Source organism: Pseudoalteromonas sp. 0802 (genome assembly GCF_013350085.1).
In the GTDB taxonomy this organism is placed as follows: domain Bacteria; phylum Pseudomonadota; class Gammaproteobacteria; order Enterobacterales; family Alteromonadaceae; genus Pseudoalteromonas.
The window spans coordinates 59,009-82,547 of record NZ_JABVXE010000005.1; the positions used below are offsets into that span (position 1 = coordinate 59,009).

The window sequence follows — 23,539 nt, forward strand, 5'->3', positions numbered from 1 at the left end:
GAATTGATATTCATCATAAATACTTTTATATTGTTATGCAATTAGATTGAATAATTATTTTTGGATTTTTTTATGTCGCTACCCTCTTTTATATCTATGTATCAGCAGCTGATTGCTGCCCCTTCAATTAGTGCGATTGAAGATTCTTTGTGCATGAGCAATAAAGGGGTTATTACCTTGCTCGCAAACTGGTGCGAAAGCCTTGGTTTTACATGTGAAATCACAGAGCTTGAAAATGGTAAAGGCCGTTACAACTTATTAGCGAAACGTGGTGAAGGAGATGGCGGTTTAATGCTTGCAGGTCATACTGACACAGTGCCATTTGATGATAGCCGCTGGAATTACGATCCGTTTAAACTCAGCGAACATGACAATAAACTTTACGGTTTAGGTAGTATTGATATGAAGGGCTTTTTTGCCTTTGTATTGCAAGCAATTAGTGAGCTCGATGAAACTAAACAAACGGAGCCACTATTAATTTTAGCCACAGCCGATGAAGAAACCACAATGGCGGGTGCACAACAAATTTGCCGCCACCCAGACTTAAAACCAGCGCGCTGTATTATTGGTGAGCCAACTGATATGACACCAGTATTTACTCATAAAGGCCATATGAGTACAGCCATTAGAGTAATTGGTCGCTCAGGCCATAGCTCTGACCCTGAACGTGGTTTAAACGCCATCGAAGTCATGCATAAAATGATTACAAAATTGTTAATCATCAAAGAAGAATTAAAGAATAAATATTCAGTCGAGCACTTTGAAATTCCGTACCCTACTTTGAACCTTGGCCATATCCATGGTGGCGATAATGCCAACCGCATTTGTGGTTGCTGTGAAATGCACATTGATATGCGGCCTTTACCTGGTTTAAGTGTGCAAGAACTACAAGCGATTTTGCTAACTGCAGCTGAAGAAATTAATGCCCAATACCCAAATGCAGTGAGTGTTATCGACATGCATGAACCTATCCCAGCATTTAGTGGTAGCACTGATACAGCACTTGTAAAGCTGGCCGAAAAAGTCTCAGGTCAACCAGCTGTCGCTGTAAACTATTGTACAGAAGCCCCTTTTATTCAACAGCTTGGCTGTGAAACCATCGTCATGGGGCCCGGCTCAATTAACCAAGCCCACCAGCCAGATGAGTTTTTGGCGATGGAAAAAATTAAACCTTCGCAAGCGATTATCAGTAATATGATTAAAGCAAGCTGCTTTAGTGAATATACCCAAACCACCTAAAGATGCGAGTTTCAGTTGGAATTAAAAGCGATTTAGGCAAGGCATTGATTGCAAGTAATAGTGGTTCTATTGTTAAAATCAATAACGCAGTATAAATCGCTTTTAAAGGGAGCATCACGCTCCCTTTGTTAATCCATATACTTACTTAAATATTTTTTAAATACCGGGTCGGTTTTCGCCAGCTCTTTTTGCTCCGCTAAAATATCTTTTAGAATCGCTTTAGAGGTTAATGGGTTAGCTAAAACAACGCGAAAAACCACGGTAGGTTGATGGTCATATTTTGCAGGAGTTAAACGAGTACGCGATACAAAAGAACGACCCGCTTCACGCTGACGTTTTTGCATGCTTGCAGTAAAGCGATTCAACGAAGCGTAAATATCTAATTTCGTTTCTTCGTCAGCATCTTTAAGCTTCGCTTGGATTTCTTTTGGTACGTAACGATAGGTTAATAAGCAAAGCTCAGGCTCTGAGATTAGTTCAAAGTCTTCATCCTGCTTGATCATGTCGGCAAAAGTGCGAGCTTTCACGATACTGCGATCAATTAGCATCTCGTAGCCTTTACGGCCAATAACACGTAAGCAAGCATGCACTAACATTGCCATACCTGGGCGGCTGCCCTCAAGGGTATGACTGCCTAAATCTTTTGAGCCTTTACGAAGAATATATTCCGCATGATGCTCAATAGCATCCGTCGCAGCAGGGTCTTTAAATAACACCAGACCCGCTCCCATTGGTACATACATTTGTTTATGTGCATCAATAGTAATTGAATCAGCGCGTTCGATACCGCTTAAAAGGTGGCGGTAATTTGAAGATAGTAAGGTTGAACCACCCCAAGCAGCATCGACATGAAAATGACAGCCAAGTTCTTCGCTCAAATCAGCCATTTCATTTAGTGGATCTATGCTGCCTGTTTCAGTCGTCCCAGCAACACCCACGAGTGCCATTACCTTAATGCCAGAGGCTTCAAGCTCATGAGCCTTTTTACGCATCGCATCAACATCGACTTTATTATTTTCGCCGGTTGTAATTGCGACAATGTTATCGCGACCAATACCCAGTAAATCAACGGTTTTGCCTAATGAGTAATGGCCTCGCTCAGAAACAAGCACAGCTAAGCCTTTATAACCATAATGCAGCATTCCAGCGATTAAACCCTGTGCAGCAATGCCTTTATAGTCACCATCCGCTTTTAATAAACGGTTGCGGGCAATCCATAGTGCAGTAATGTTAGCAACAGTGCCACCTGAACAAAATGCGCCTAATGACGTTTTCGCACTGTGCATCCATTTACTATAAAAGCTGTCGTCTTCACCATATGCAAGGTGATGCATCATGCCCAAAACTTGTCTTTCTAGAGGCGTAAATGCCTTTGAAGTTTCAATTTTTACTAGGTTTTGGTTAAGACCGACCATTAACTTAGACAGCGGTAACACAAAATGCGGTAATGCTGAGGTCATATGGCCAATAAAGCTCGGCGCAGCGGTATGCACAGAATGAGCAACCAACTGCTCCATAATGTCTTGAGCATAGTCTGAAACAAAGGTCGGCTCTTCTGGAATAGTAGCCGTTTGAAAGTCTTTTTCAATTTCGTGCAAAGGCTTTTCGATAGCAGCTATGTTCTCATTTAAGAACCCTGCTAAGTTGCTAGAAATTTCAGATTCGATTTTACTTAATGTCGAGTCTGGTGCTTCTGGCACCGTAAAAATACGAATCAAGCTTTCTTTAGAGGCGACGGCACAACGCTTTTGATCCATCCTAATACCCATAATTAGCAGCTAAAAATGCACCCGATGATGGGACATCTAGGTAAGCACTTTTGCGGCACTGTTTCTACGAAATTGGCTAACTTTACTGGAATATCACGAAAATGTCTCGCATAAAGCAAAAAAGCGCTAATTTCGATGACAAAAAAGTGATCAGTTAATGAAATTTGCAGTCATTTTATACTATCAGATACGCTTTTTTTGAGTATAATCAAACGATAACTGCAAAGGGAACCTCTATGCCCAAAGGAATGCAAAAAACCAGCTGGCTGCTATATGGCTTCGCCGCATTTTTTATTAGCTTATTTGGCTATATCTATTACACCTATGAAACCACGCGCAGTGAGATCATGGAGAATATCGATACCAAACTGCTTAATGCTGCGGTCAGTGTCAAACATATCCTAGGTGATGACTATCACAATATAGTTAATGCGGGCTTACCAATCTCTTCGGCAATATATAAAGACAAAAGCCGAGCCCTATCTGAGTATGCAAAACAAATGCAGCTTGCCTATGTGTACGCAATGGTACTGCGCGACGGCAAAGTCTACTTTAGTGCGTCGAGTTACACGCAAAAAGATCAAAACAATGGCCGCGTAACACAGTTTCTAGATGCCTACCCCGAAGCGACAGAACTTAACAAAGAAGCTTTTTTTTCAACAGAGCCGGTATTTGAGGTATCAAAAGATCAATGGGGCTATTTTAAAAGCATCTTTGTCACTTTCGTTGATGATAATGGTCACACCTATATAACGGGTGCCGACATAACCATTAGTGACTTAAATCAGCAACTGCAGCACAGTGTGACCCGTGCAATGATCACAGGCTGTTTCTTTTTCTTTATTGCTGCGCTAATTGCTGGGCTGTATTTTTTACAACTAAAACGCTCCCTCTCAACAGATGCCCGCACCGGCTTTGCTAACCATGTCGCGCTGGAATACTACATAAAGAAAACCACCAAACACCGTATGGAGCTAGCAGTTATTGCCATTAATGAGTTAGAAGATATTAGCAGTTTTTATGGCACTGAAGTGAGCGACAAAGTAATGGCTAACTTGCTTAGCTATTTTCAATCAAGGATGCCTAGCGAAGGGTTTGTCTATCGATTAGCAACGAATAAAATTGCGCTATTACGAACGCATAGTGATGAGCGTAATATCGATGATGTTATTAATGCTTTTAACTATGCAATTCCTGCGTTGAAAGAGCCTTATATCTACGTGAGCTTGTATGCAGGTATTGCTACAGGTAATAAATTAATGCTGATTGAAAATGCCCATGTTGCGCTGCAGCAAGCAAAGCTTAATAATCAGCGTATTGTACGTTATGAAAATGTGTTTAAGCAGGTTGAAGAGAAATTTAGAAGCAATGTTACGCTTGCCAAAGAAGTAAAAGAAGCCTTCGATAACAACCGTATCGTACCTTACTTTCAAGCAGTCTATAATAACCAAAGCAAACAGATTGACCATTATCAATGCCTAGCTAGAATGGCCAGTGCTACAGGTCGTATTCATGCGCCAGATTACTTTATGATGGTACTAAAGCGCTCACGTATGGACGGTCTTTTAAGACGCACCATGTTCACTCGATGCATTGAGCAGTTTAGAAAAACCAATGTGCGCTGGAGCATCAACATTACCGCACAAGATATTCTCGACCCAAGCTTAAGCGAGTTTTTAGAGTTACAACTTAGGCGCTATCCGCAGCCTCATAATATTATTTTTCAGTTTTATGAGCGTGATGCTATCGCTTACTTTAGTGAAGTAAAAACCTTTATTAACACCCTAAAAAATAAAGGTGCTCAGGTTATTATCAATGAATTCGGCGCGGGCTTTTCAAACTTACCCCACATTAGGAAGCTAGAAATTGATGGCTTGAAGCTAGATAAAGGGTTGGTGAGCCAAATTCATACCAATACAGATAACTATCTATTTATTGAAAACTTGGTGAAATATGCTCAGCAATTAAAGTTAGATGTAATTGCTGAGCAAGTTGATAACGAACAAATAGCAGATGCGCTTGCTCGTGCGGGTGTTACTTTAATGCAAGGGAGTCATTTTGCACCACCGACCCCCTATATTCATTAAAGGTTGATCACCAAACGGTGACTTTGTTGACCACTGGCCCAATATTTACGTTCGAATGGAGTAATTGCAGTATCGCTTTCATACAGCTCAACATCGCACTTATGCCCAGCAAGCTCTAATGAGCGAGCAAACTCTTTTACGTATATATCCCAGTTGCTTCTCAGCTCTAAGCGGCCGCCTAATTTAACGATATACGGAAAAATTGCAGCGCCGTGCCAGCGTCTTTGCAAGTGCTTTGCTTTTGGCCAAGGATTTGGATACAACAGGTAATGATGACTAGGTTGCCAGTTTGCAGCCACTGCTAAGCGCCAAAAATCGTTTAAATCAGCTTGTACTAAAATGTACTGCCCTGCATCTGTTTGCTTGTATTCAATATCATGCTTATCTAAACGATGTGATGACTTATCAATACCAATCACTAATGCATCAGGGTGACGTTTAGCTAAGTTAGCAGTACTTTCACCCACACCACAACAGGAATCAAGAATAATAGGCCCGTTAAATGCCTGCACCTTTTCGTTTACCTGATCAAAAGCCGCTTGCGTATGTTCTGCAATCGGCTTTTTAAATTCAGCACTTAAGTGCTTTAAAACTATTTCGTCTAGCTTTTCATGTAAGCCAGGTTGATTCGATACAATACATCTCGAATTTGCATCCGTCATTAGTGTCTAAGCCCCACACCACGTTTAATAAGGGTTAATGCTAACGTAAATAAACCCACAATAAATAAACCAAGTACACCAAATGCTACCGATAAGTCGACATCAGACACACCTAAGAACCCATATCTAAATGCATTCACCATATAAATAATTGGGTTTACTTGCGATACGCCTTGCCAGAATTCTGGCAACAAGGTGATAGAGTAAAACACCCCACCGAGATAAGTCAGCGGCGTTAAAATAAAGGTCGGGATAATACTAATATCATCAAAGCTATTAGCATAAATTGCATTGATAAGTCCGCCTAAAGCAAATACAGCCGACGTTAAAATAACCGTAGCCATAATCACAAAAATATTATGAATTTGAATATCAACAAATAGCAAAGAGACACAGGTAACAATTAAACCAACCAGCATACCTCGTGTCATACCACCGCCCATGTAGCCAAGTACAATGATGTAGTTTGGCACTGGTGCAACTAAGAGCTCTTCAATGCTTTTTTGAAATTTAGTCGAATAAAAACTCGAGGCAACATTCGAGTAAGAGTTGGTGATCACCGACATCATAATCAGACCAGGGACAATAAACTCCATATAACTAAAGCCACCCATATCACCGATACGAGAACCAATCAGATTACCAAAAATCACAAAATACAGGCTCATCGTGATTGCCGGCGGAACTAAGGTTTGCACCCAAATACGTAAAAAGCGAATACACTCTTTGATCCAAATACTTTTTAGCGCTACTCCATATTTAAACATTATTCGCCTCGCCCTTGTTCTAATAACCCTACAAACAGCTCTTCTAAACGGTTTGCTTTATTTCGCATACTCAGCACAGTATTACCTTGTTCAGTCAGCGCACTAAACACCTGGTTTAAGCCCTGAGACTTCGCCACTTCAACTTCTAAAGTGTGATCATCGGTCAGTGTGTATTTATAACCTTCAATGCTAATTGGCTGCACTGGTTGCTTTAAATCAAGTACAAAGGTTTCTTTATCAAGCTTGGCAAGTAACGCTTTAATGGTGGTGTTTTCAACAATCACACCACTGTCGATAATCGCGATGTTTTTACATAACAGCTCAGCTTCTTCTAGATAATGGGTGGTCAAGATGATGGTCACACCTTGCTTATTAATCTCGCGAAGAAAATCCCACATAGAGCGGCGTAGCTCAATATCAACACCCGCTGTTGGTTCATCTAAAATGAGTAATTTAGGTTCATGCATCAGTGCACGAGCAATCATTAAACGGCGTTTCATACCACCTGAAAGGGTGCGCGCTTGTTTATCTTTTTTCTCAAATAAACCTAGCTGCTTTAAGTATTTTTCAGCACGCTCATGTGCCAGCTTTCTTGGTACACCGTAATAGCCTGCTTGGTTAACTAAGATTTGATTTAGTGTTTCAAACTGACTGAAATTAAATTCTTGCGGTACTAAGCCAAGTTCAGACTTAGCAGCTTCAAGGTCTGTATCAATATCGTGACCAAATACCTGGACACGACCGGCACTTTTATTCACTAACGATGAGATAACACCAATAGTGGTTGATTTACCTGCCCCGTTTGGTCCAAGTAAGGCAAAGAAGTCGCCTTGCTGAACTTGTAAATCAATGCCTTTTACGGCTTCAACACCATTTTTATAAACCTTTTTTAGGCCTTCAATATTTAATGCGATCGTTTTTTCGCTCACTGTTTGCCCTCTCCATAACCCCAACGTTTCGTCAAAGTATGTTCAATGTTTAAATGATCTAAAATTCGCGCCACCATAAAATCAACCAAATCGGAAATCTGCTCTGGTTGATGATAAAACCCCGGTGCCGCAGGCATAATAGTTACGCCTAGTCGTGCTAGCTTCAGCATGTTTTCAAGGTGGATTTCGCTAAATGGCGTTTCACGCGGGACTAAAATCAGCTGCCCACGCTCTTTAATAACCACGTCAGCGGCGCGTTCGAGTAAGTTATCTGATGCCCCGACCGCAATTGCAGATACTGAACCTGCACTACAAGGGCACACCACCATTTTTTTCGGCGCGGCTGAGCCAGATGCAACAGGACTAAACCAGTTGTCTTTACCAAATACTTTTAGTTGCTCAGGAGCGGCATTAAAAAGTGTACTAAGCTGCTCTGTCGCTTTGTCTTCATTACCTGAAAGTTTGATATTCGATTCTGTATCAAAGACCACTCTTGCCGCACTTGAGATCAGTACATACACCTGAAACTGCTGTTCAAGTAATACTTCTAATAACCTTAAGCCATAAGGAGCCCCAGAGGCACCACTAAAAGCTAACGTTATTTTATCTTTAAATTGCATACAGTTAAGCTCCGTATACTGGTTAGTTTTGTTCAAGGGCAGTGATTAAATGCTGATGAATACCTTCAAAACCACCATTACTCATAATTAAAATATGTTGTGACGGCGCACTGTTGCCAACAACCTGAGTAATGATTTCCTCAGTGCTTTTCATGCAATGCATACCTGCTTTGTCTGCGTATTCTTTTAACGACCAGCTTAAATTTTCTGGCTCAAATAAATACACATCATCTGCTGCATCGAGTGAATCAATCAGGGTTTGTTGATGCACGCCCATTTTCATTGTGTTTGAACGAGGCTCTAAAATAGCAATTATCTTATCAGTGCCTACTTTTGCACGTAGCCCTGCTAAGGTTGTTTTAATTGCCGTTGGATGATGGGCAAAGTCGTCATACACTTTTATCGAGTTAATGTCGGCTTTAAGCTCCATACGGCGCTTAGGAGAGATAAACTCAGCTAAGCCTGCAATACTGACCGATACCGCGATGCCTACGTGTCTGGCTGCTGCAATGGCCATAATGGCATTTTTGACATTGTGCTCACCCATGGCTTGCCAGCTGACAACACCTTGCACTTGCGAATTTAATAGCACTTCAAACTCGCTACCATCAGCTTTAAGCAAGCGGTAATCCCAATCACCCGAGAGTGTTTCGCTCTCGCTCCAAAGGCCACGTTCAATCACATCTTGTAGTGCTTCATCTTGGCTTGGCCAGATCACTTTGCCACTACAGGGTAATGTACGCATCAAGTGGTGAAATTGTTTCTTTATCGCGTTTAAATCTTCAAAAATATCAGCATGATCAAATTCAAGATTATTTAGAATTAAGGTACGCGGTAAGTAATGAACAAATTTACTGCGTTTATCGAAAAATGCCGTGTCGTATTCGTCGGCTTCAATAACAAAAAATGGCGTTTCGCCAACACGAGCAGACACCCCAAAATTTTGTACGATACCGCCAATCAAAAAGCCCGGTTTCATTCCTGCGTATTCTAGTAACCATGCCAGCATACTGGCTGTAGTCGTTTTGCCGTGTGTTCCGGCCACAGCCAACACCCACGAGTTTTGCAATAAATTATGCTTTAACCATTCTGGGCCTGAAGTATAAGGCAAGCCTTTATCAAGTACGTATTCAACGCAAGGGTTACCTCGACTCATAGCATTACCAATGACGACCATATCTGGCGCGGGTTCTAGTTGGGCAACGTCATAACCTTGGGTGAGCATAATTCCTAGCTCTTCTAATTGCGTGCTCATCGGTGGGTACACATTTTGATCAGAGCCTGTCACTGTGTGACCTAATGATTTAGCGATTGCGGCAATACCACCCATAAAGGTGCCACAAATTCCAAGAATATGAATATGCATCTACTGTCCTGAGCAAAATGAATAAGAGATAAGTAAGGCGTTATAATGCCAAATATAAGCTTTACTTACCATTACTACACGGCATTAGAGTATTGCCAAATAGCCAACATAAAAAAACACCTCAACTTGAGGTGTTTTCTTATTAAGTTTAAAGCCTATTTTACAGCATTAAGAATGCAAACAAACCTACACCTAATAGTAAGCGATAGATAACAAATGGCATCATGCCCATGCGCTCAATCACTTTTAAGAAAAAGAAAATACATGCATAAGCCGATACAAATGATAAACCTGCGCCTAATAGAATTGCATGCCAATCAATCGCCTCGCCCGCTGTAGCCAACTGATACACATAATATGAACCAGCTGCGGCAATCACAGGAATTGACATTAAAAATGAAAAACGGGCAGCGCTTTGCTTGTTTAAGCCCAGCATTAAACCCACAGTAATGGTAATACCTGAACGCGATGTTCCAGGGAAAACCATAGCGAGCACTTGCGAAAAGCCTAACAATAACGCGGTAAAAAAGTTTATTTGGTAAATATTCTTAACTTGCTTTGCTTTTACGTCGGCATACCAAAGTAACAAACCAAATACGATGGTTGAGGTGGCTATAACCCATGCATTACGCGAGTAGCTTTCAACAAAATCTTTGAATAGGTAACCAATTAATAATGCAGGTATAGTCGCTACAATAATCCACCAGCCTAAACGACTATCATCGGTTGCTCCTTGTGAGCCAAATGATTTAAACCAAGCGCCGAGAATATCCACCACTTCTTTACGAAAATACAGTACCACCGCACCTAACGTACCTACGTGTACCGCAACATCAAATGCTAAGCCTTGGTCGTGCCAACCTAAAACTTGTGAGGGTAAAATTAAATGAGCTGAGCTCGAAATAGGTAAAAACTCAGTCAATCCTTGAATTAAGGCTAAAACAATTATCTCAATAATACTCATGGGTTAGAAAACTCCACCTTCCATAGTTTTTGTTGTGGGTTGTTATAATTATTCCATAACTCAGCCAAAGTTAGCTTAGCTACGGGGTGATAAAAATCGGGAGCAATTTCAGCTAGAGGCTGCAATACAAACGCATTTTTGGTTATTTCATCCCGCGGTAATTGCGCAGGCGAATCACAGATAATGTCATCATAAAACAATAAATCAAGGTCTAATGTGCGAGGACTAAACTTTTTATCCTCACGAGTGCGGCCATTATCAAGCTCAATTTTTTTCAGTAGTTTACATAGTTCAGCTAATGGCATATCTGTTTTTGCTGCGACCACTGAATTATAAAAATTACTACCTGCAAACCCCACCGCTTCACTTTCATACACAGACGAATGTATAAAGTCTGGAAAGTGAGGCTTTAAGGCAATAAGCGCTTGTCGAAGATAATGCTCTTTATTGACATTAGAGCCTAAGCTTATAAATATTTGCGCCATGTTAGTTTGCCTTACGACGGGTGATCTCAACTCCCACAGTTTGCGCTTGTGGCACTGCGGCTGGTTTACTAACACGTATAGTGACTTGGTTAGTCGCAAACTCAGCTAAAATAATGGCAGCTAATTGCTCAACTAAAGTTTCAAGTAACTCAACTGGTTTTGCCGTTGTGTGTTCAATCACTCGCTCACTCACTTTGGCGTAATCAAGTGCTAAATTTATATCATCAGTTGCCGCTGCGGCAGAAATATCACATAACATTTCGATATCAAAATACAGGCTTTGTTTACTTTCTTTTTCAAAATCATACACGCCAATAATGGTGTCTACATGTAGTTGTGATATATATACCTTGTCCATTGATACTCCAAGTGACATGAATATTAAAACAACTCCTCATACTAAACGCTTATTGATAACAATAATGCGCTATATAAGCTGTCATACTGTTTTAATATATAAAAATTACCCCTACAATAACGGATAGATGCATTGCAATAAGGTGCTTACATTCTACTCGATGAGAGCGGCAGATGGTTTTGCCGCCAATGATAGCCCAAAAGTGCAGATTAAAAAATAAGGAAGCGCGTGTTAGAAGTTTTAATGTTAGTTTTAGCTTACATACTGGGATCGGTCTCTTCCGCTATCCTTGTATCACGGCTGTTTAAACTACCAGACCCACGCAGTCATGGATCGAATAACCCTGGTGCTACAAATGTTTATCGCCTTGGTGGAAAAGTCCCCGCTGTTTTAGTTCTTGTCTTTGATATTTTAAAAGGAACCATCCCTGTCTGGGGTGCCTACTTTTTAAAAATAGACCCGCTAATGTTAGGTTTAATTGGTGTGGCAGCCTGTTTAGGGCATATGTATCCGCTGTTTTTTAGCTTTAAAGGTGGTAAGGCTGTCGCGACCGCTTTTGGCACGTTATTACCCATTGGTTTATCGCTAGGTGGAATGCTGATCGCAACCTGGCTCATAATTATTGCTATCACACGATATTCATCGCTTGCGGCACTGGTTACGGTTTCATTAGCACCTCTTTATACTTGGTGGATAAAACCTTTGTATACCTTGCCAGTTACCTTTTTAACCGTGTTGATAATTTTCCGTCACAGAGCAAATATTACTCGCTTGATGGCAGGGGAAGAGCCTAAAGTAGGGGCTAAGAAAAAAGCCCCAGAGCAGGAATAGTGTTATAAATTAAAGTGCTTCGAGTGAATCAATAGGCCAGCGCGGCTTTGTTTTCATATCAAGGCTAGCAAACTGACCTGCTTTCAAACGCTGCATACCAGCATAAGCAATCATAGCGCCGTTATCTGTACAAAACTCTGTGCGCGGGTAATAAACGCGCCCTTTCATGCCTTGCATTACTCGTTCAAGTTGCGCACGCAATTGCACGTTTGCACTTACACCACCGGCAATCACTAAACGTTTGATATCTGTTTGCTTTAATGCACGCTTACATTTAATGATTAGGGTATCTATTACCGCTGTTTGGAATGCATGAGCAATATCAGCTTTGGTTTGCTCGTCATCATCACTATCACGAATCGCAAGCGATGCCGCTGTTTTTAAGCCACTGAAGCTAAAATCTAAGCCAGGTTTATCAGTCATCGGACGTGGAAATACAAAACGCTCAGGCGTACCTTGCTCCGCAAGTTTTGCTAGACGTGGGCCACCAGGGTAATCAAGACCTAATAACTTCGCGGTTTTATCGAATGCTTCACCGGCAGCGTCATCAACTGACTCTCCCAGCACTTCGTATTCACCAATGCCAGATACTTTAACCATCATAGTATGACCGCCAGACACCAGTAGTGCGATAAACGGAAATTCCGGTTTGTCCTCTTCAAGCATTGGCGCAAGTAGGTGGCCTTCCATATGATGAACAGCAACAGCAGGAATATTCCAACCATAGGCCAATGAGCGACCAATAGAGGTTCCCACAAGGAGTGCACCAACAAGTCCAGGGCCTGCGGTGTAAGCAATGCCATCTAAGTCTTCTGGGCCACAACCAGCTTGTGCAAAAGCAGCATCAATCAAAGGTAAGGTTTTACGTACGTGATCGCGTGACGCAAGCTCAGGTACCACACCGCCGTAATCGGCATGCACTTTTACTTGGCTATACAGTTGATGTGCTAATAAGCCTTGTTCATCATCATAAATGGCAATACCCGTTTCATCACATGATGATTCAATACCTAAAATTCGCATCAATTACTCCGCCAAGAAAAAACAAACGCGTATTTTACAGTGAAAATACGCATTACTGAATATTAAATTGCAATACCGATGTTGGTTTGGCCGTCAGATACTGCAAGTTGCTTAAGCTCTTTTACGTTCTGGGAGGTAATTCGGCCCATTTGCTCTACAAAATCAATAAGCTCAGCAAGTACATCAATTTCATACTGCATTAGAGGGTGTTCACGAACAGCTTTGTTATCAGCAATTTCACCATCTACTGTTAGTTGATATTCAATAAAACGAGCCACTGAAGCCTGTGAAATTTTACTAATATTTAAAAACTCTTGTTCATCTTTAGCTATCAAACCGTGCAACATGCCAAGCAAAGCGGTTGCTGTATCGATTGCGGGATAAGTCCCGAACATGTCAAAGTCAGTAAGCTCTGGCACATTCGGCTCTATTTTTTCAATTTGCTTTTCAAGGCTAATCTTACTTTTTGGTAGTAAGATTTTTTCCCAGCAGACACTTAATGCGCTACGAAAAACCGCGGCATCACCAAACCCTGTTGCTTCACTAAATAAGCTGTAATTAGGCAGCATACGCTCAAGTAATGCGCCACCTAATACCGCTTTTTGCAAATAGTTTAATTCTCTAATACGTTGAAAATTATTCGCTTTTGTCATTCTTTACAGTCCCACAAGACCAACATATTTCAAATGTTGCTCCGTTAAGCTCATGACACTTAGGGCATACCCAGTCAGGAGCCGATTGTTTTAATTGCCGGTAGTTTAGCAATATTTCTTGCGCCTGGCGCTCTTTTAATGCGTAAACGAGTATATCGACCCCTGTTTGTTCAAATGGGATCTCTCCAAGCGCCCCTTGTAAAAGCTCACCTTGCAGTTGCGATTCGATCCCTTTACTTTTTAAAAGCCCTTTAATAATGTTGGCTTCTAAGCCATTTTCAGCCTGAAACACTTTCACCCAAGCGAATGGGTCCTGCTTAGCAGGTTGATTTAAATTATTGTTTTGCAAATCACTTCCCTTTTACTTTTCTATCTTTAAATCCTAAACTACGCTAGCAACTAACTTCGCTGCAATGCTTATTTCAAGGTAGCCACATGACTTTAACAACACCGGGATTGTTATTCCCAGCAATTTCTTTACTGTTACTTGCTTACACCAACCGTTTTTTGGTGCTTGCTCAGCTTATTAGAGAACTCAATGCACGTGAAGGGGAAAGTATCCGCCCATTAGTTGTTGCACAAATTACCAATTTAAGAAAACGCATTAAACTCATTAGGGTGATGCAGGTTTATGGTGTTGCCTCTTTTCTGATGTGTACCTTATCAATGTTTGCATTATTTATAGAGTTTAATACTACAGGAATCATTTTATTTGGTATCAGCCTCGCTTGCTTAGCCTTATCACTTCTCACCTCTTTGTATGAGATCCACATTTCTTGTGATGCTATTGAAATCGAATTAAAGAATATCGAAAAAAAACCAGTTTCAGATAAGGCAGAGTAAATTTCTGCCTCTATACTTATTGTATGAGATACAACAATAAGTGGTGTTTTTGTGGATGATTTCTTATTTTCTGAAGAACAGTTAGAAGAAAATAATATAGAAACTGAAGAGCCTGAATACTGGCATATTCTTGTTGTTGATGATGAAGAAGATATCCATCAAGTTACGAAACTAGTATTAGCTGGCTTCACTTTCGAAAATAAAGGTCTGCGCTTTTATGACGCATACTCTGCGGCGGAAGCAAAAGAGTTTTTAAAAAAAGATATTCCCTTTTCTGTTGCTCTAGTTGATGTGGTAATGGAAACCAACCATGCTGGTCTTGAGCTTATTCAATACATTCGCGATGAAATAGAAAACCACGATATTCGTTTAATTCTTCGCACAGGTCAGCCAGGTGAAGCCCCTGAAGAAGCGATTATCCGCGATTACGACATTAACGATTATAAAAACAAAACTGAGCTCACCGCGATTAAAATTAAAACCTTGCTCTACTCGGCGTTAAGAGCACATCGCGACATTCAAATTATTGATCGCCACAAGCATGGTCTTGAACAGATCATCAACGCGTCTGCTAACTTTTTAAAATGTGACAGTGTTCATGAATTTGCTTCAACAATTTTAAGCCATGTTACTAACGTGATGGGCATTATTGACACGCAAATTTATTGTGCTGCGGCCGTTAATCTACAATCGTCACCAGCAAAAGATTTTCAATTACTTGCAGCCTCAGGTGTAGGCCCCACACCACAGCAAAACACCATTCCTGATGAAGTAAAAAACTTATTTATAGATGCACATGAGCGAAAATCATCACTAAAAACAAGTAATGATTATATTGGTTACTTTCCTACCAAAGCCGGCCTTGAAACCATGCTTTATGTTCATAAAGGCAGTAAGTTACAGGCCACAGAACATCAACTATTAGAGTTTTATGCCAACAATATCGCGCTTGCTTACGATAATTTAAAACTCAGAGAAATGGTAAAAGAATCGCAAAAAGAGCTGTCGTACATTCTTGGAGAAGCAGTAGAAAAACGCTCTAAAGAAACCGGCTCTCACGTTAAACGTGTTGCTTTATATAGTGAGTTACTTGCTCAGCTTTCAGAGCTTAACCCATTTCAATGTGAAATTATTAAGCTTGCTTCACCGCTACATGACATTGGTAAAATCAGCATTCCAGACAGCATATTGAATAAACCTGGTAAACTCACTGATGATGAGTGGGAAATAATGAAGACCCATGCAGAAATCGGCTATGAAATATTAAAAAACTCAAGTAACGAGATATTGACATGCGGTGCTTTAATTTCTTACCAGCATCATGAAAAGTGGGATGGTTCAGGGTATCCGCAAGGTTTAATGGCAGACGATATTAATATAGTTGGCCGCATAACCGCCCTCGCCGATGTGTTTGACGCCCTTTGCAGCGACCGTTGTTATAAGAAGGCTTGGCCATTAGAAGAGGCGTTAACTCTCATAAAAGATCAGCGCGCGAAACATTTTGATCCAATTCTAGTCGACTTATTACTTGAAAATTTACCACTTTTCTTAGAGATTAAGGACCGTTATCCTGATTAGATGTAACTTTTCTGTAAAACACTTCCCAAAATAGGTACAATAATTTACTATGCCTACCGTGAAGTATAATATTGCCTGGACGTAAAAGGCTTACTTATAACAAGGGACTATTAAAGTGAGATTTGAACAACTTGAACAATTTGTGGCGCTCGGGGTGCTGAGGCATTTCCGACAAGCTGCAGAAAAAACCCAAATAAGCACTTCAGCGTTAACTCGCAGTATTCAGACGCTCGAAGATGAAATTGGTTATGAGCTCGTTACCCGCTCTACACGCTCAGTTAAGTTAACCAAAGAAGGTGAACTTTTCCTTGAGTACGCTAAACAAACCCTCGACAACCTAGAAGAAACCAAAAAGCGTTTATTCGAATCTTTAAATGGTTGCACTAACGAAAAATTAGTTATTGGTTATACCAACAAGGCAAGCACGGTTGTGCCTGTTTCTTGCGGCCAATTTTTAGCGCAGTATCCGCATGTAAAAATCGAGATGCAACTACAAGAGCAAAGTGAACTTGTACGTAAACTGCAATTAGGTGAAATTGATATTAGCGTATGCTCGCAGGCAATGAACAGCATTGGTAGTGATATACATTTACCTGATCAATTGATTATTTTTGTAGCTAAAAACCACCCACTTGCGCATAAGAGCGACATTAGTAAACGCGACTTTGCAGACTACCCTATGTACAGCTGTTTTTCACAGTCTAAACAAGTGCAAGCTATGCTAAACGATGCTATCGAATCTTTTGATAAAACATCAAGCATCAAAGTAGGTAGCATCGAGCAAGTAATGGATGGCCTTAAAAAGTCAAACCACATCGCAATAGCCAGTATTGAACACACAAATATTGTCTCTTCAGACCCAGATTTACTGTTATTGAAAACCAATAAAGGTATCGCACACGAGCAGCTTGTGATCCAAACAAATCAACAAATCAATGAGAATTCTCATGTTAGTCATTTACTTGACCTCATTGAAAAAACGGCGTTATCAAGCCAAAGCTAATAGCTATAATATATACTGCTAGCCTGTAATTAATCAGGCTAGCCAATCCCCTTTATTTCTTCATCTTTTACTGCATAAAAAGCGTGCATCGCAGAATTTTTCATATACACTTACGCACCTTTTTTTGATTGTGCACATGAATGACCGCACCGCTAATTACCGACACATACTTAGATGCTATTGAACGTACAGGATATGCTGTTGTTGAAAACGCGATTGATGAAAGCTTAATTGCTGATTTAATTGCAGATTGCTATCGCATTAATCCGCATTTTCATACCGCAGGTATTGGCCGATTAAACGACCAACAAATAGATAAAACTGTGCGTAAAGATAAAACCTTTTGGTTTGATAGCTCTAGCCAAGCACAAATTACTTATCTGGCGACCATGGAAGCAATAAAGACACAGTTAAACCGTAGCTTCTATTTAGGCTTATTTGATTATGAATGCCATTATGCAAAGTATCAACAAGGTGACTTTTATAAAAAGCACTATGATGCCTTCAAAGGCCGTTCGAATCGCATTTTTACAACGGTTTGTTACTTAAATACGCCAGAGTCTGGCGGTGAATTGGTGATCTACAAACCAAAAAGTAAAGACATTGAAATAGTTATTAAACCTCAAGCGGGCTTATTGGTTATGTTTGAAAGCGAACGCTTTATGCATGAAGTATTACCCGCAAGCGATGTACGCTACTCTATTGCGGGCTGGTTCAGAAAAAATGCCTCAATCAGCGGCATTATCGACCCACCAAGGTAATTAAAATGGCAGTGGCAAGGATGCTGCTATACCGATAAAAATCACTAACCCTACATAATGGTTATTCAAAAATGCTTTGAAACAAGGATCTCGCTCTCGTTTATGAATAAGCATTTGTTGATAAAGTAAAAAACCAACCGCTGCAGCTAAGCCCAGCCAATAAGGAAAACCAAGGTGATTACTCATACCTATGTAAGCAAGAATCGTAATAAACAAGGCATTGAGTAAAAAAATGATGTGTCTGTCATAGCTGGCAAACAAGATTGCTGTTGATTTAACGCCAATCTTTAAATCATCATCTCTATCAACCATGGCATACATAGTGTCATAAGCCACAGTCCAAACAAGATTCGCGGTAAATAGTAGCCAGGCTTCTAATGGCACTGAGCCAATCGATGCCATATAGGCCATTGGAATAGCCCAGCTGAATGCAGCACCAAGCACAACTTGCGGTAGTTGCGTGTAGCGCTTCATAAAGGGATAACAAAACGCCAGTGCTAAGGCACCAAACGATAGTAATATCGTTGACCATCCGAGTGTTAACACTAAACCAAAGGCCACCACAATAAGCAGTACAAACAAACTCAGAGCTTCACCACTTGATACCAAACCTGCTGCCAGCGGTCGCTGGGCTGTGCGCTTAACAGAGCCATCTATCTTACGATCGGCAAAGTCATTAATTACACACCCAGCACTGCGCATCACAAAGACGCCCAAACTGAAAACCACAAAATTTAATAAGCTCGGTGTGCCAAGCTCAGCAAGCCACAGCGCCCAATAAGTTGGCCATAATAGCAACAAGGTGCCAATTGGCTTATCGGTACGCATTAACTGTTTATAGTAAGGTATATGTGCGACCTTAAGTGCAGCTAGCTTCATAGGTAAATATACGCTCCAGGTAAGAATACTTCAGCCACGAGAAAATGAGCATTAGATAAGCTAAAAACACTGCGTCTTCCCCACAATGGTTGTGAAGAGAAGCCAATTTCAGATGTTAAAGCTTGGATAGCGTGCTGCTGTGAAAATTCAGCAACTTCTATTTCTGTGCGCGATAAGCTTGGGTCTTGAAAAATAACATCACCAAGCGGCCTTGTTCCCATACTTAGTAACTGCTGCTTTTTTAATGTATCATCTGCCGGCAACCAGCTTTGTGCATAAACCATTGGTTTACCATCGCATAGAAGTAACACTTCGCGATTTAATGCCTGACTTAGAGAGGTATTGAGCAACGCCTGTTGCTCGGCGGTTAGGTCAAATGGCGCTTCGTTTAAAACTTTAACTGAAAAGGCCTGACAGTGACTTTTAAGCTTGGCCGTTAATGACCCGGCCTCAAGCAACCAACCTTGCTGTTGTTGCGTCAAATTTGGAAATGCTGAAGCAGGCTGCCAATTTGCAGCTAATGAAACTGGGAATGTGATCACAACGACTCATTATTTTTAAAAACCGTGCAAATGATATCACTGCTGCACGTTTCGAAAAAGTCATGATTTAATCTCAAGCAGGGTTAAAAAACGCAGAACAGCCTGTATCTTAAGTGAATTTGGGTATAGACTAAAAATCATTGAAAGGGTGGAATATTCTTAACTATGAAAAAATCATTGTTATCAATTTACTTGATAAGCATGCTGCTTGTTGGCGCTACAACAAGTTGGTCTGTACGCGCTGAATCAAATGTTGGCTACTTTGGTTTTGAGCCTGACATCATCACTAACTACATTGGCCAAGGTAATAAAAAACTAGGCTATGTTCGTATTACGGTGGATCTCATGCTCAATGATATGGCTGATATTTCAGTGGTAGAACACCACACTCCACTATTGCGTGATGCAATTGTTGAAATACTCTCAAAAGAGCCTGAAGAAAACATTAAATCACTGACCGGCCGCGAAGAAATTAGAAAGCGCTGCACCGAAAAGTTAAAAGCACTACTAAAACAAGAAACAGGACAAGAGATTGTCAGAGAAGTGTTATTTACTAAGTATTTATATCATTAATTGTAAAATGGCGGCATAAGCCGCCATTTTTATTTACGCGATTATTTGCGTGAAAGCAGCTTGTCTGACACAGCATAAGCCATACCTGCCAATAACCCCGCTAAATGTGCCCAGTTTGCCATACTCACTGGCAACATATCTACAAAGCCTAGAATAAGCCAAACCAGCATAAAACCAACGATGCTATTACTTACTAATGGCGGCTCTGAAGGTCTCATTACGCTGTAAATCCAACAAAAACCAAGTAAGCCATACACAACGCCGCTTAGACCACCAAAGTTAGGCCCAACTACTAAAAACTGTGCCCAGTTACTAATGAATGCCGTCACTAAAAATAAACCCACTAAGGTTAATTTGCCACTGCGTTTTTCTATATCGTTACCCAGCGTCATCCACCAGATCAAATTAAAAATAAGATGAATAGCGCTAAAATGCACAATGGCAGGTGTAAACCAAGTTAGTGGCTGTGCAGGGTTGAACTGCAACATACTGTAAATAGTTTCAAAACCACCTAATAAGAAGGCAATAAATATAGCTATCGAGACTAAAGTAACCGTACGGTTTAGCCAGCTTAATGCCTTAAAGCGAGCTTTTAAATTAAGGGATTGCCCTTGATATGACAGAGGCGATTGTGTACTGCCTACCTGCCATGAAGCTTGTTGGTATTTTTCGTCATGAGGGTTAGCAGCAAACTCCTGCCAAAGAGGTTGAGCTTGATGAAAGTGCTCTGGAGCAACACAAATAATCACAGTTTGTCCATCTTGCGAGCGCAGCTCTCCATGTAAGCCCTTACTTTTTATGTAATCTATAAAGCCTTGTGCGGCGCGAGGATTATTTATGCTACCCAACTCAATCATCGTTCAATGTGCTCCGGAAGTTGTGTCTGCCAAGCTGTAAAGCCACCATCCATGCTGTATACGTCTTCAAACCCCTGCTCTACTAAATAGCTCGCAGCACCTTGAGAACTCACACCATGATAGCAAACAATGATGATTGGCTGATCAAACTCTTTATGCATCATAAATTCGCTGATATTAGCATTTGATAAATGCTCAGCGCCTGGGATATGCCCAGTTTGAAATGAGTTAGGATCGCGAATATCGGCAATCACAACCTCTTCTTTATCTAACAGCGCAAATGTTTCGCTCACTGAAATATGTTTATACGACATAGTACTCTCTAAACTAAAAAGGCGGCCAAAGCCGCCTTATCAAATTACTCGGTATTAATCCCAGTTGAGGATTACTTTACCTGATTGGCCTGAAATCATTGTATCAAAGCCTGCTTGGAAGTCATCCACGGAGAACTGGTGAGTGATAATTGGTTTCAGATCAAGGCCTGACTGAATTAGACTCGCCATCTTATACCAAGTTTCAAACATTTCACGGCCGTAAATACCTTTAATAATTAGACCTTTGAAAATAACCTGGTTCCAATCAACCGCCATATCTGAAGGTGGAATACCTAACATGGCAATTTTACCGCCGTGATTCATGTTGTTTAGCATACTGTTAAATGCAACTGGCACACCTGACATTTCAAGACCAATATCAAAGCCTTCGGTCATGCCAAGCTCTTTCATTACATCTTCAAGCTTTTCAGTTGCTACGTTTACAGCACGAGTCGCGCCCATTTTACGCGCTAAATCTAGGCGGTATTCGTTCACATCAGTGATAACCACATGACGTGCACCCACGTGTTTAGCAACAGCGGCTGCCATAATACCAATTGGACCAGCACCTGTGATTAATACGTCTTCACCTACTAAGTCAAACGACAATGCTGTGTGTACTGCATTACCGAATGGGTCAAAGATTGATGCTAGTTCATCAGGAATGTTATCTGGAATTTTAAATGCGTTGAAAGCTGGGATCACAAGGTATTCAGCAAATGCACCTTCACGGTTTACACCAACACCTGTTGTATTACGACATAAATGCACACGACCAGCGCGACAGTTACGACAGTGACCACAGGTAATATGGCCTTCGCCAGAAACACGGTCACCCACTTGGAAACCACGTACTTCCTGACCCATATCAACCACTTCACCTACATATTCGTGGCCAACAACCATTGGCGTAGGAATTGTATTTTGTGCCCACTCATCCCATTTATAAATATGGACATCTGTACCACAAATTGCTGTTTTGCGGATTTTAATAAGCAGATCGTTATGGCCAACTTCAGGCTTTGGCGCATCAGTCATCCAGATCCCTGGTTCTGCTTTTAATTTAGATAATGCTTTCATGATTTACACTCAATTAAACAAAACCGAAGCAAAAGCTTCGGTTTAGGGAATAAAATTAGATAACACCCATTTCTTTACCAATACGGGTAAAGGCAGCAATAGCGGTATCTAATTGCTCTTTTGTATGCGCCGCAGAAATTTGCGTACGGATACGTGCTTGGCCTTTAGGTACTACAGGGAATGAGAAACCTGTTACGTAAATACCTTCAGCAAGTAATTTGTCAGCCATGGCTGAAGCAACTTTAGCATCGCCTAACATGACAGGGATAATAGCGTGGTCTTTACCTGCACAGGTAAATCCTGCTGCTTCCATTTGTTCACGGAAATACTTTGCGTTATCCCAAAGTTTAGCGCGTAACTCGCCGCCATTGCTTAGCATCTCAAGTACTTTAATTGATGCAGTAACAATTGATGGTGCAAGTGAGTTTGAGAAAAGGTAAGGACGAGAGCGTTGGCGTAACCACTCTACAATTTCTTTTTTACCTGATGTGTAACCGCCTGATGCGCCACCAAGTGCTTTACCAAGCGTACCTGTGATGATATCAACACGGTCTAGTACACCGCAGTACTCTGGCGTACCTTTACCATTTTCACCAACAAAACCAACCGCGTGAGAGTCATCAACCATCACTAATGCATCATATTTATCGGCAAGGTCACAAACCGCTTCAAGGTTACAAATAACGCCGTCCATTGAGAAAACGCCGTCAGTAGCGATTAGCTTAGTTTTAGCGCCCGCTTCATCAGCAGCAATTAGTTGCTTTTCAAGGTCGCTCATGTCGTTATTTGCATAACGGAAACGCTTTGCTTTACAAAGACGTACACCATCAATGATTGAAGCGTGGTTTAGTGCGTCAGAGATGATTGCATCATCTGGGCCTAAGATTGTTTCAAATAAACCTGCGTTTGCATCAAAACATGATGAGTAAAGAATAGTGTCTTCGGTTTCTAAGAACTCAGAGATCTTTTGTTCTAAAGTTTTATGAATATCTTGAGTACCACAAATAAAGCGTACAGAGGCAACACCAAAACCGTGATCGTCAAGGCCTTGTTGAGCTGCTTTAATTAACTCTGGGCTATTTGCTAAGCCAAGGTAGTTATTAGCGCAAAAGTTGATAACCTTATCACCAGAGGCAACTTCAATTTGAGCTTGTTGCTGTGACGTGATAATACGCTCGCTTTTGTATAAGCCTTCAGCTTTCACTTCATCAATTTGCTGCTGCAACTGATTAAAAAACGCAGATGCTCTCATCTGTAATCTCCACATATTCTTGTATCTAACCAGAAATGATTAGCGTGACTTTAAATTTTGCGCCTATTGTAAAAGCTTAGCCGAACAATTGCACTGTTTGCAGT

The 23,539-nt window shown here is 40.9% G+C and carries 26 protein-coding genes; 8 read left to right on the forward strand and 18 right to left on the reverse strand.

The window, feature by feature from the left end; translation table 11 throughout:
- Positions 1-72: 72 nt before the first annotated feature.
- Positions 73-1,239 carry an acetylornithine deacetylase gene (gene argE / locus HUS61_RS10920; protein ID WP_175082436.1) on the forward strand — a complete coding sequence of 389 codons (1,167 nt, stop codon included), beginning with the start codon at positions 73-75 and terminating at the stop codon, positions 1,237-1,239.
- Between the two features lie 128 nt (positions 1,240-1,367).
- On the opposite strand, the gene panP is transcribed toward argE, so the two are convergent.
- Positions 1,368-2,996, reverse strand: a complete 1,629-nt coding sequence (gene panP / locus HUS61_RS10925; protein ID WP_175082437.1) for a pyridoxal-dependent aspartate 1-decarboxylase PanP — start codon at positions 2,994-2,996, stop codon at positions 1,368-1,370.
- 248 nt (positions 2,997-3,244) lie between these two features.
- Here panP and HUS61_RS10930 point away from each other — a divergent pair, with 248 nt between their 5' ends.
- Positions 3,245-5,095 (forward strand): GGDEF domain-containing protein, encoded by a 1,851-nt coding sequence (locus HUS61_RS10930; RefSeq protein ID WP_175082438.1) that lies wholly within the window; start codon positions 3,245-3,247, stop codon positions 5,093-5,095.
- On the opposite strand, the gene HUS61_RS10935 is transcribed toward HUS61_RS10930, so the two are convergent.
- The 8 genes from HUS61_RS10935 to folB all read right to left on the reverse strand — a co-directional run bounded on the left by HUS61_RS10935 (position 5,092) and on the right by folB (position 11,246).
- Complete coding sequence (locus HUS61_RS10935; RefSeq protein WP_175082439.1) at positions 5,092-5,757, reverse strand: tRNA (guanosine(46)-N(7))-methyltransferase TrmB; 666 nt, start codon at positions 5,755-5,757, stop codon at positions 5,092-5,094. The genes HUS61_RS10930 and HUS61_RS10935 overlap by 4 nt on opposite strands.
- Positions 5,757-6,524: an ABC transporter permease gene (locus tag HUS61_RS10940; protein ID WP_036970898.1), complete on the reverse strand. Its 768-nt coding sequence runs from the start codon at positions 6,522-6,524 to the stop codon at positions 5,757-5,759. Before HUS61_RS10940 ends, HUS61_RS10935 begins: the two co-directional genes overlap by 1 nt.
- Complete coding sequence (locus HUS61_RS10945; RefSeq protein ID WP_054551082.1) at positions 6,524-7,453, reverse strand: ABC transporter ATP-binding protein; 930 nt, start codon at positions 7,451-7,453, stop codon at positions 6,524-6,526. Before HUS61_RS10945 ends, HUS61_RS10940 begins: the two co-directional genes overlap by 1 nt.
- The gene (locus tag HUS61_RS10950; protein ID WP_054551081.1) at positions 7,450-8,073 is read right to left on the reverse strand and encodes a flavin prenyltransferase UbiX; all 624 of its coding nucleotides are present in this window, start codon (positions 8,071-8,073) and stop codon (positions 7,450-7,452) included. The genes HUS61_RS10945 and HUS61_RS10950 overlap by 4 nt, the downstream gene beginning before the upstream one ends.
- Positions 8,074-8,095: 22 nt before the next feature.
- Positions 8,096-9,439, reverse strand: a complete 1,344-nt coding sequence (gene mpl / locus HUS61_RS10955; protein WP_175082440.1) for a UDP-N-acetylmuramate:L-alanyl-gamma-D-glutamyl-meso-diaminopimelate ligase — start codon at positions 9,437-9,439, stop codon at positions 8,096-8,098.
- A 160-nt stretch (positions 9,440-9,599) separates the two neighbouring features.
- Positions 9,600-10,403 carry an undecaprenyl-diphosphate phosphatase gene (locus tag HUS61_RS10960; protein ID WP_175082441.1) on the reverse strand — a complete coding sequence of 268 codons (804 nt, stop codon included), beginning with the start codon at positions 10,401-10,403 and terminating at the stop codon, positions 9,600-9,602.
- A complete protein-coding gene (gene folK, locus HUS61_RS10965; protein WP_054560952.1) occupies positions 10,400-10,888 on the reverse strand; it encodes a 2-amino-4-hydroxy-6-hydroxymethyldihydropteridine diphosphokinase in 489 nt (162 codons plus the stop codon). The genes HUS61_RS10960 and folK overlap by 4 nt, the downstream gene beginning before the upstream one ends.
- Position 10,889: 1 nt before the next feature.
- Entirely contained in the window at positions 10,890-11,246 is a 357-nt protein-coding gene (gene folB, locus HUS61_RS10970) for a dihydroneopterin aldolase (protein ID WP_055021570.1), read from the reverse strand.
- Between the two features lie 228 nt (positions 11,247-11,474).
- Here folB and plsY point away from each other — a divergent pair, with 228 nt between their 5' ends.
- Entirely contained in the window at positions 11,475-12,077 is a 603-nt protein-coding gene (gene plsY, locus HUS61_RS10975; protein WP_063527714.1) for a glycerol-3-phosphate 1-O-acyltransferase PlsY, read from the forward strand.
- Positions 12,078-12,086: 9 nt separating this feature from the next.
- On the opposite strand, the gene tsaD is transcribed toward plsY, so the two are convergent.
- The 3 genes from tsaD to HUS61_RS10990 all read right to left on the reverse strand — a co-directional run bounded on the left by tsaD (position 12,087) and on the right by HUS61_RS10990 (position 14,102).
- Positions 12,087-13,100, reverse strand: coding sequence for a tRNA (adenosine(37)-N6)-threonylcarbamoyltransferase complex transferase subunit TsaD (gene tsaD / locus HUS61_RS10980; protein ID WP_175078453.1), 1,014 nt, complete (start codon positions 13,098-13,100; stop codon positions 12,087-12,089).
- 62 nt (positions 13,101-13,162) lie between these two features.
- Complete coding sequence (locus tag HUS61_RS10985; RefSeq protein WP_058585822.1) at positions 13,163-13,753, reverse strand: YjaG family protein; 591 nt, start codon at positions 13,751-13,753, stop codon at positions 13,163-13,165.
- A complete protein-coding gene (locus HUS61_RS10990) occupies positions 13,737-14,102 on the reverse strand; it encodes a DUF2007 domain-containing protein (protein WP_055198283.1) in 366 nt (121 codons plus the stop codon). The genes HUS61_RS10985 and HUS61_RS10990 overlap by 17 nt, the downstream gene beginning before the upstream one ends.
- A gap of 86 nt (positions 14,103-14,188) precedes the next feature.
- Here HUS61_RS10990 and HUS61_RS10995 point away from each other — a divergent pair, with 86 nt between their 5' ends.
- The 4 genes from HUS61_RS10995 to HUS61_RS11010 all read left to right on the forward strand — a co-directional run bounded on the left by HUS61_RS10995 (position 14,189) and on the right by HUS61_RS11010 (position 17,938).
- A complete protein-coding gene (locus HUS61_RS10995; RefSeq protein ID WP_054560956.1) occupies positions 14,189-14,596 on the forward strand; it encodes a DUF2721 domain-containing protein in 408 nt (135 codons plus the stop codon).
- A 51-nt stretch (positions 14,597-14,647) separates the two neighbouring features.
- The gene (locus HUS61_RS11000; protein ID WP_175082442.1) at positions 14,648-16,174 is read left to right on the forward strand and encodes a response regulator; all 1,527 of its coding nucleotides are present in this window, start codon (positions 14,648-14,650) and stop codon (positions 16,172-16,174) included.
- A 115-nt stretch (positions 16,175-16,289) separates the two neighbouring features.
- Positions 16,290-17,177, forward strand: coding sequence for a LysR family transcriptional regulator (locus HUS61_RS11005; RefSeq protein ID WP_054560958.1), 888 nt, complete (start codon positions 16,290-16,292; stop codon positions 17,175-17,177).
- 140 nt (positions 17,178-17,317) lie between these two features.
- Positions 17,318-17,938 (forward strand): 2OG-Fe(II) oxygenase, encoded by a 621-nt coding sequence (locus tag HUS61_RS11010; RefSeq protein ID WP_175082443.1) that lies wholly within the window; start codon positions 17,318-17,320, stop codon positions 17,936-17,938.
- Here the strand turns inward: HUS61_RS11010 and ubiA are convergent, their stop codons facing one another.
- Both ubiA and HUS61_RS11020 read right to left on the reverse strand, forming a co-directional pair.
- Positions 17,939-18,817, reverse strand: coding sequence for a 4-hydroxybenzoate octaprenyltransferase (gene ubiA / locus HUS61_RS11015; protein WP_058585825.1), 879 nt, complete (start codon positions 18,815-18,817; stop codon positions 17,939-17,941). It lies immediately after the preceding gene.
- A complete protein-coding gene (locus HUS61_RS11020; protein ID WP_175082444.1) occupies positions 18,814-19,359 on the reverse strand; it encodes a chorismate lyase in 546 nt (181 codons plus the stop codon). The genes ubiA and HUS61_RS11020 overlap by 4 nt, the downstream gene beginning before the upstream one ends.
- Positions 19,360-19,560: 201 nt before the next feature.
- Between HUS61_RS11020 and HUS61_RS11025 the strand changes: the two genes are divergently transcribed.
- Positions 19,561-19,932 carry a flagellar basal body-associated protein FliL gene (locus HUS61_RS11025; protein WP_370316945.1) on the forward strand — a complete coding sequence of 124 codons (372 nt, stop codon included), beginning with the start codon at positions 19,561-19,563 and terminating at the stop codon, positions 19,930-19,932.
- 41 nt (positions 19,933-19,973) lie between these two features.
- Here HUS61_RS11025 and glpG read toward each other — a convergent pair whose 3' ends face one another.
- The 4 genes from glpG to HUS61_RS11045 are packed head-to-tail and all read right to left on the reverse strand — an operon-like array spanning position 19,974 to position 23,435.
- Positions 19,974-20,789 carry a rhomboid family intramembrane serine protease GlpG gene (glpG, locus tag HUS61_RS11030; RefSeq protein ID WP_175082446.1) on the reverse strand — a complete coding sequence of 272 codons (816 nt, stop codon included), beginning with the start codon at positions 20,787-20,789 and terminating at the stop codon, positions 19,974-19,976.
- Entirely contained in the window at positions 20,786-21,103 is a 318-nt protein-coding gene (gene glpE, locus HUS61_RS11035; RefSeq protein ID WP_054560963.1) for a thiosulfate sulfurtransferase GlpE, read from the reverse strand. Before glpE ends, glpG begins: the two co-directional genes overlap by 4 nt.
- Positions 21,104-21,157: 54 nt before the next feature.
- On the reverse strand, positions 21,158-22,183 hold the full coding sequence (tdh, locus tag HUS61_RS11040; RefSeq protein WP_054551064.1) for an L-threonine 3-dehydrogenase: 1,026 nt from the start codon (positions 22,181-22,183) through the stop codon (positions 21,158-21,160).
- 55 nt (positions 22,184-22,238) lie between these two features.
- A complete protein-coding gene (locus HUS61_RS11045) occupies positions 22,239-23,435 on the reverse strand; it encodes a glycine C-acetyltransferase (RefSeq protein ID WP_119852429.1) in 1,197 nt (398 codons plus the stop codon).
- Positions 23,436-23,539: the final 104 nt, after the last annotated feature.

Excerpts from the sequence above, each read along its gene's own strand:
- tsaD (WP_175078453.1), bottom strand. The coding sequence starts at position 13,100 with ATGCGAATTTTAGGTATTGAATCATCATGTGATGAAACGGGTATTGCC.
- tdh (WP_054551064.1), bottom strand. The coding sequence starts at position 22,183 with ATGAAAGCATTATCTAAATTAAAAGCAGAACCAGGGATCTGGATGACT.
- HUS61_RS11010 (WP_175082443.1), top strand. The coding sequence starts at position 17,318 with ATGACCGCACCGCTAATTACCGACACATACTTAGATGCTATTGAACGT.
- folK (WP_054560952.1), bottom strand. The coding sequence starts at position 10,888 with ATGGCGCAAATATTTATAAGCTTAGGCTCTAATGTCAATAAAGAGCAT.
- panP (WP_175082437.1), bottom strand. The coding sequence starts at position 2,996 with ATGGATCAAAAGCGTTGTGCCGTCGCCTCTAAAGAAAGCTTGATTCGT.
- HUS61_RS10950 (WP_054551081.1), bottom strand. The coding sequence starts at position 8,073 with ATGCAATTTAAAGATAAAATAACGTTAGCTTTTAGTGGTGCCTCTGGG.
- argE (WP_175082436.1), top strand. The coding sequence starts at position 73 with ATGTCGCTACCCTCTTTTATATCTATGTATCAGCAGCTGATTGCTGCC.
- HUS61_RS10995 (WP_054560956.1), top strand. The coding sequence starts at position 14,189 with ATGACTTTAACAACACCGGGATTGTTATTCCCAGCAATTTCTTTACTG.
- glpE (WP_054560963.1), bottom strand. The coding sequence starts at position 21,103 with ATGTCGTATAAACATATTTCAGTGAGCGAAACATTTGCGCTGTTAGAT.
- HUS61_RS10985 (WP_058585822.1), bottom strand. The coding sequence starts at position 13,753 with ATGACAAAAGCGAATAATTTTCAACGTATTAGAGAATTAAACTATTTG.
- glpG (WP_175082446.1), bottom strand. The coding sequence starts at position 20,789 with ATGATTGAGTTGGGTAGCATAAATAATCCTCGCGCCGCACAAGGCTTT.
- HUS61_RS10935 (WP_175082439.1), bottom strand. The coding sequence starts at position 5,757 with ATGACGGATGCAAATTCGAGATGTATTGTATCGAATCAACCTGGCTTA.
- HUS61_RS11025 (WP_370316945.1), top strand. The coding sequence starts at position 19,561 with ATGCTGCTTGTTGGCGCTACAACAAGTTGGTCTGTACGCGCTGAATCA.
- HUS61_RS10960 (WP_175082441.1), bottom strand. The coding sequence starts at position 10,403 with ATGAGTATTATTGAGATAATTGTTTTAGCCTTAATTCAAGGATTGACT.
- mpl (WP_175082440.1), bottom strand. The coding sequence starts at position 9,439 with ATGCATATTCATATTCTTGGAATTTGTGGCACCTTTATGGGTGGTATT.
- ubiA (WP_058585825.1), bottom strand. The coding sequence starts at position 18,817 with ATGAAGCTAGCTGCACTTAAGGTCGCACATATACCTTACTATAAACAG.
- folB (WP_055021570.1), bottom strand. The coding sequence starts at position 11,246 with ATGGACAAGGTATATATATCACAACTACATGTAGACACCATTATTGGC.
- HUS61_RS11045 (WP_119852429.1), bottom strand. The coding sequence starts at position 23,435 with ATGAGAGCATCTGCGTTTTTTAATCAGTTGCAGCAGCAAATTGATGAA.
- HUS61_RS10930 (WP_175082438.1), top strand. The coding sequence starts at position 3,245 with ATGCCCAAAGGAATGCAAAAAACCAGCTGGCTGCTATATGGCTTCGCC.
- HUS61_RS10940 (WP_036970898.1), bottom strand. The coding sequence starts at position 6,524 with ATGTTTAAATATGGAGTAGCGCTAAAAAGTATTTGGATCAAAGAGTGT.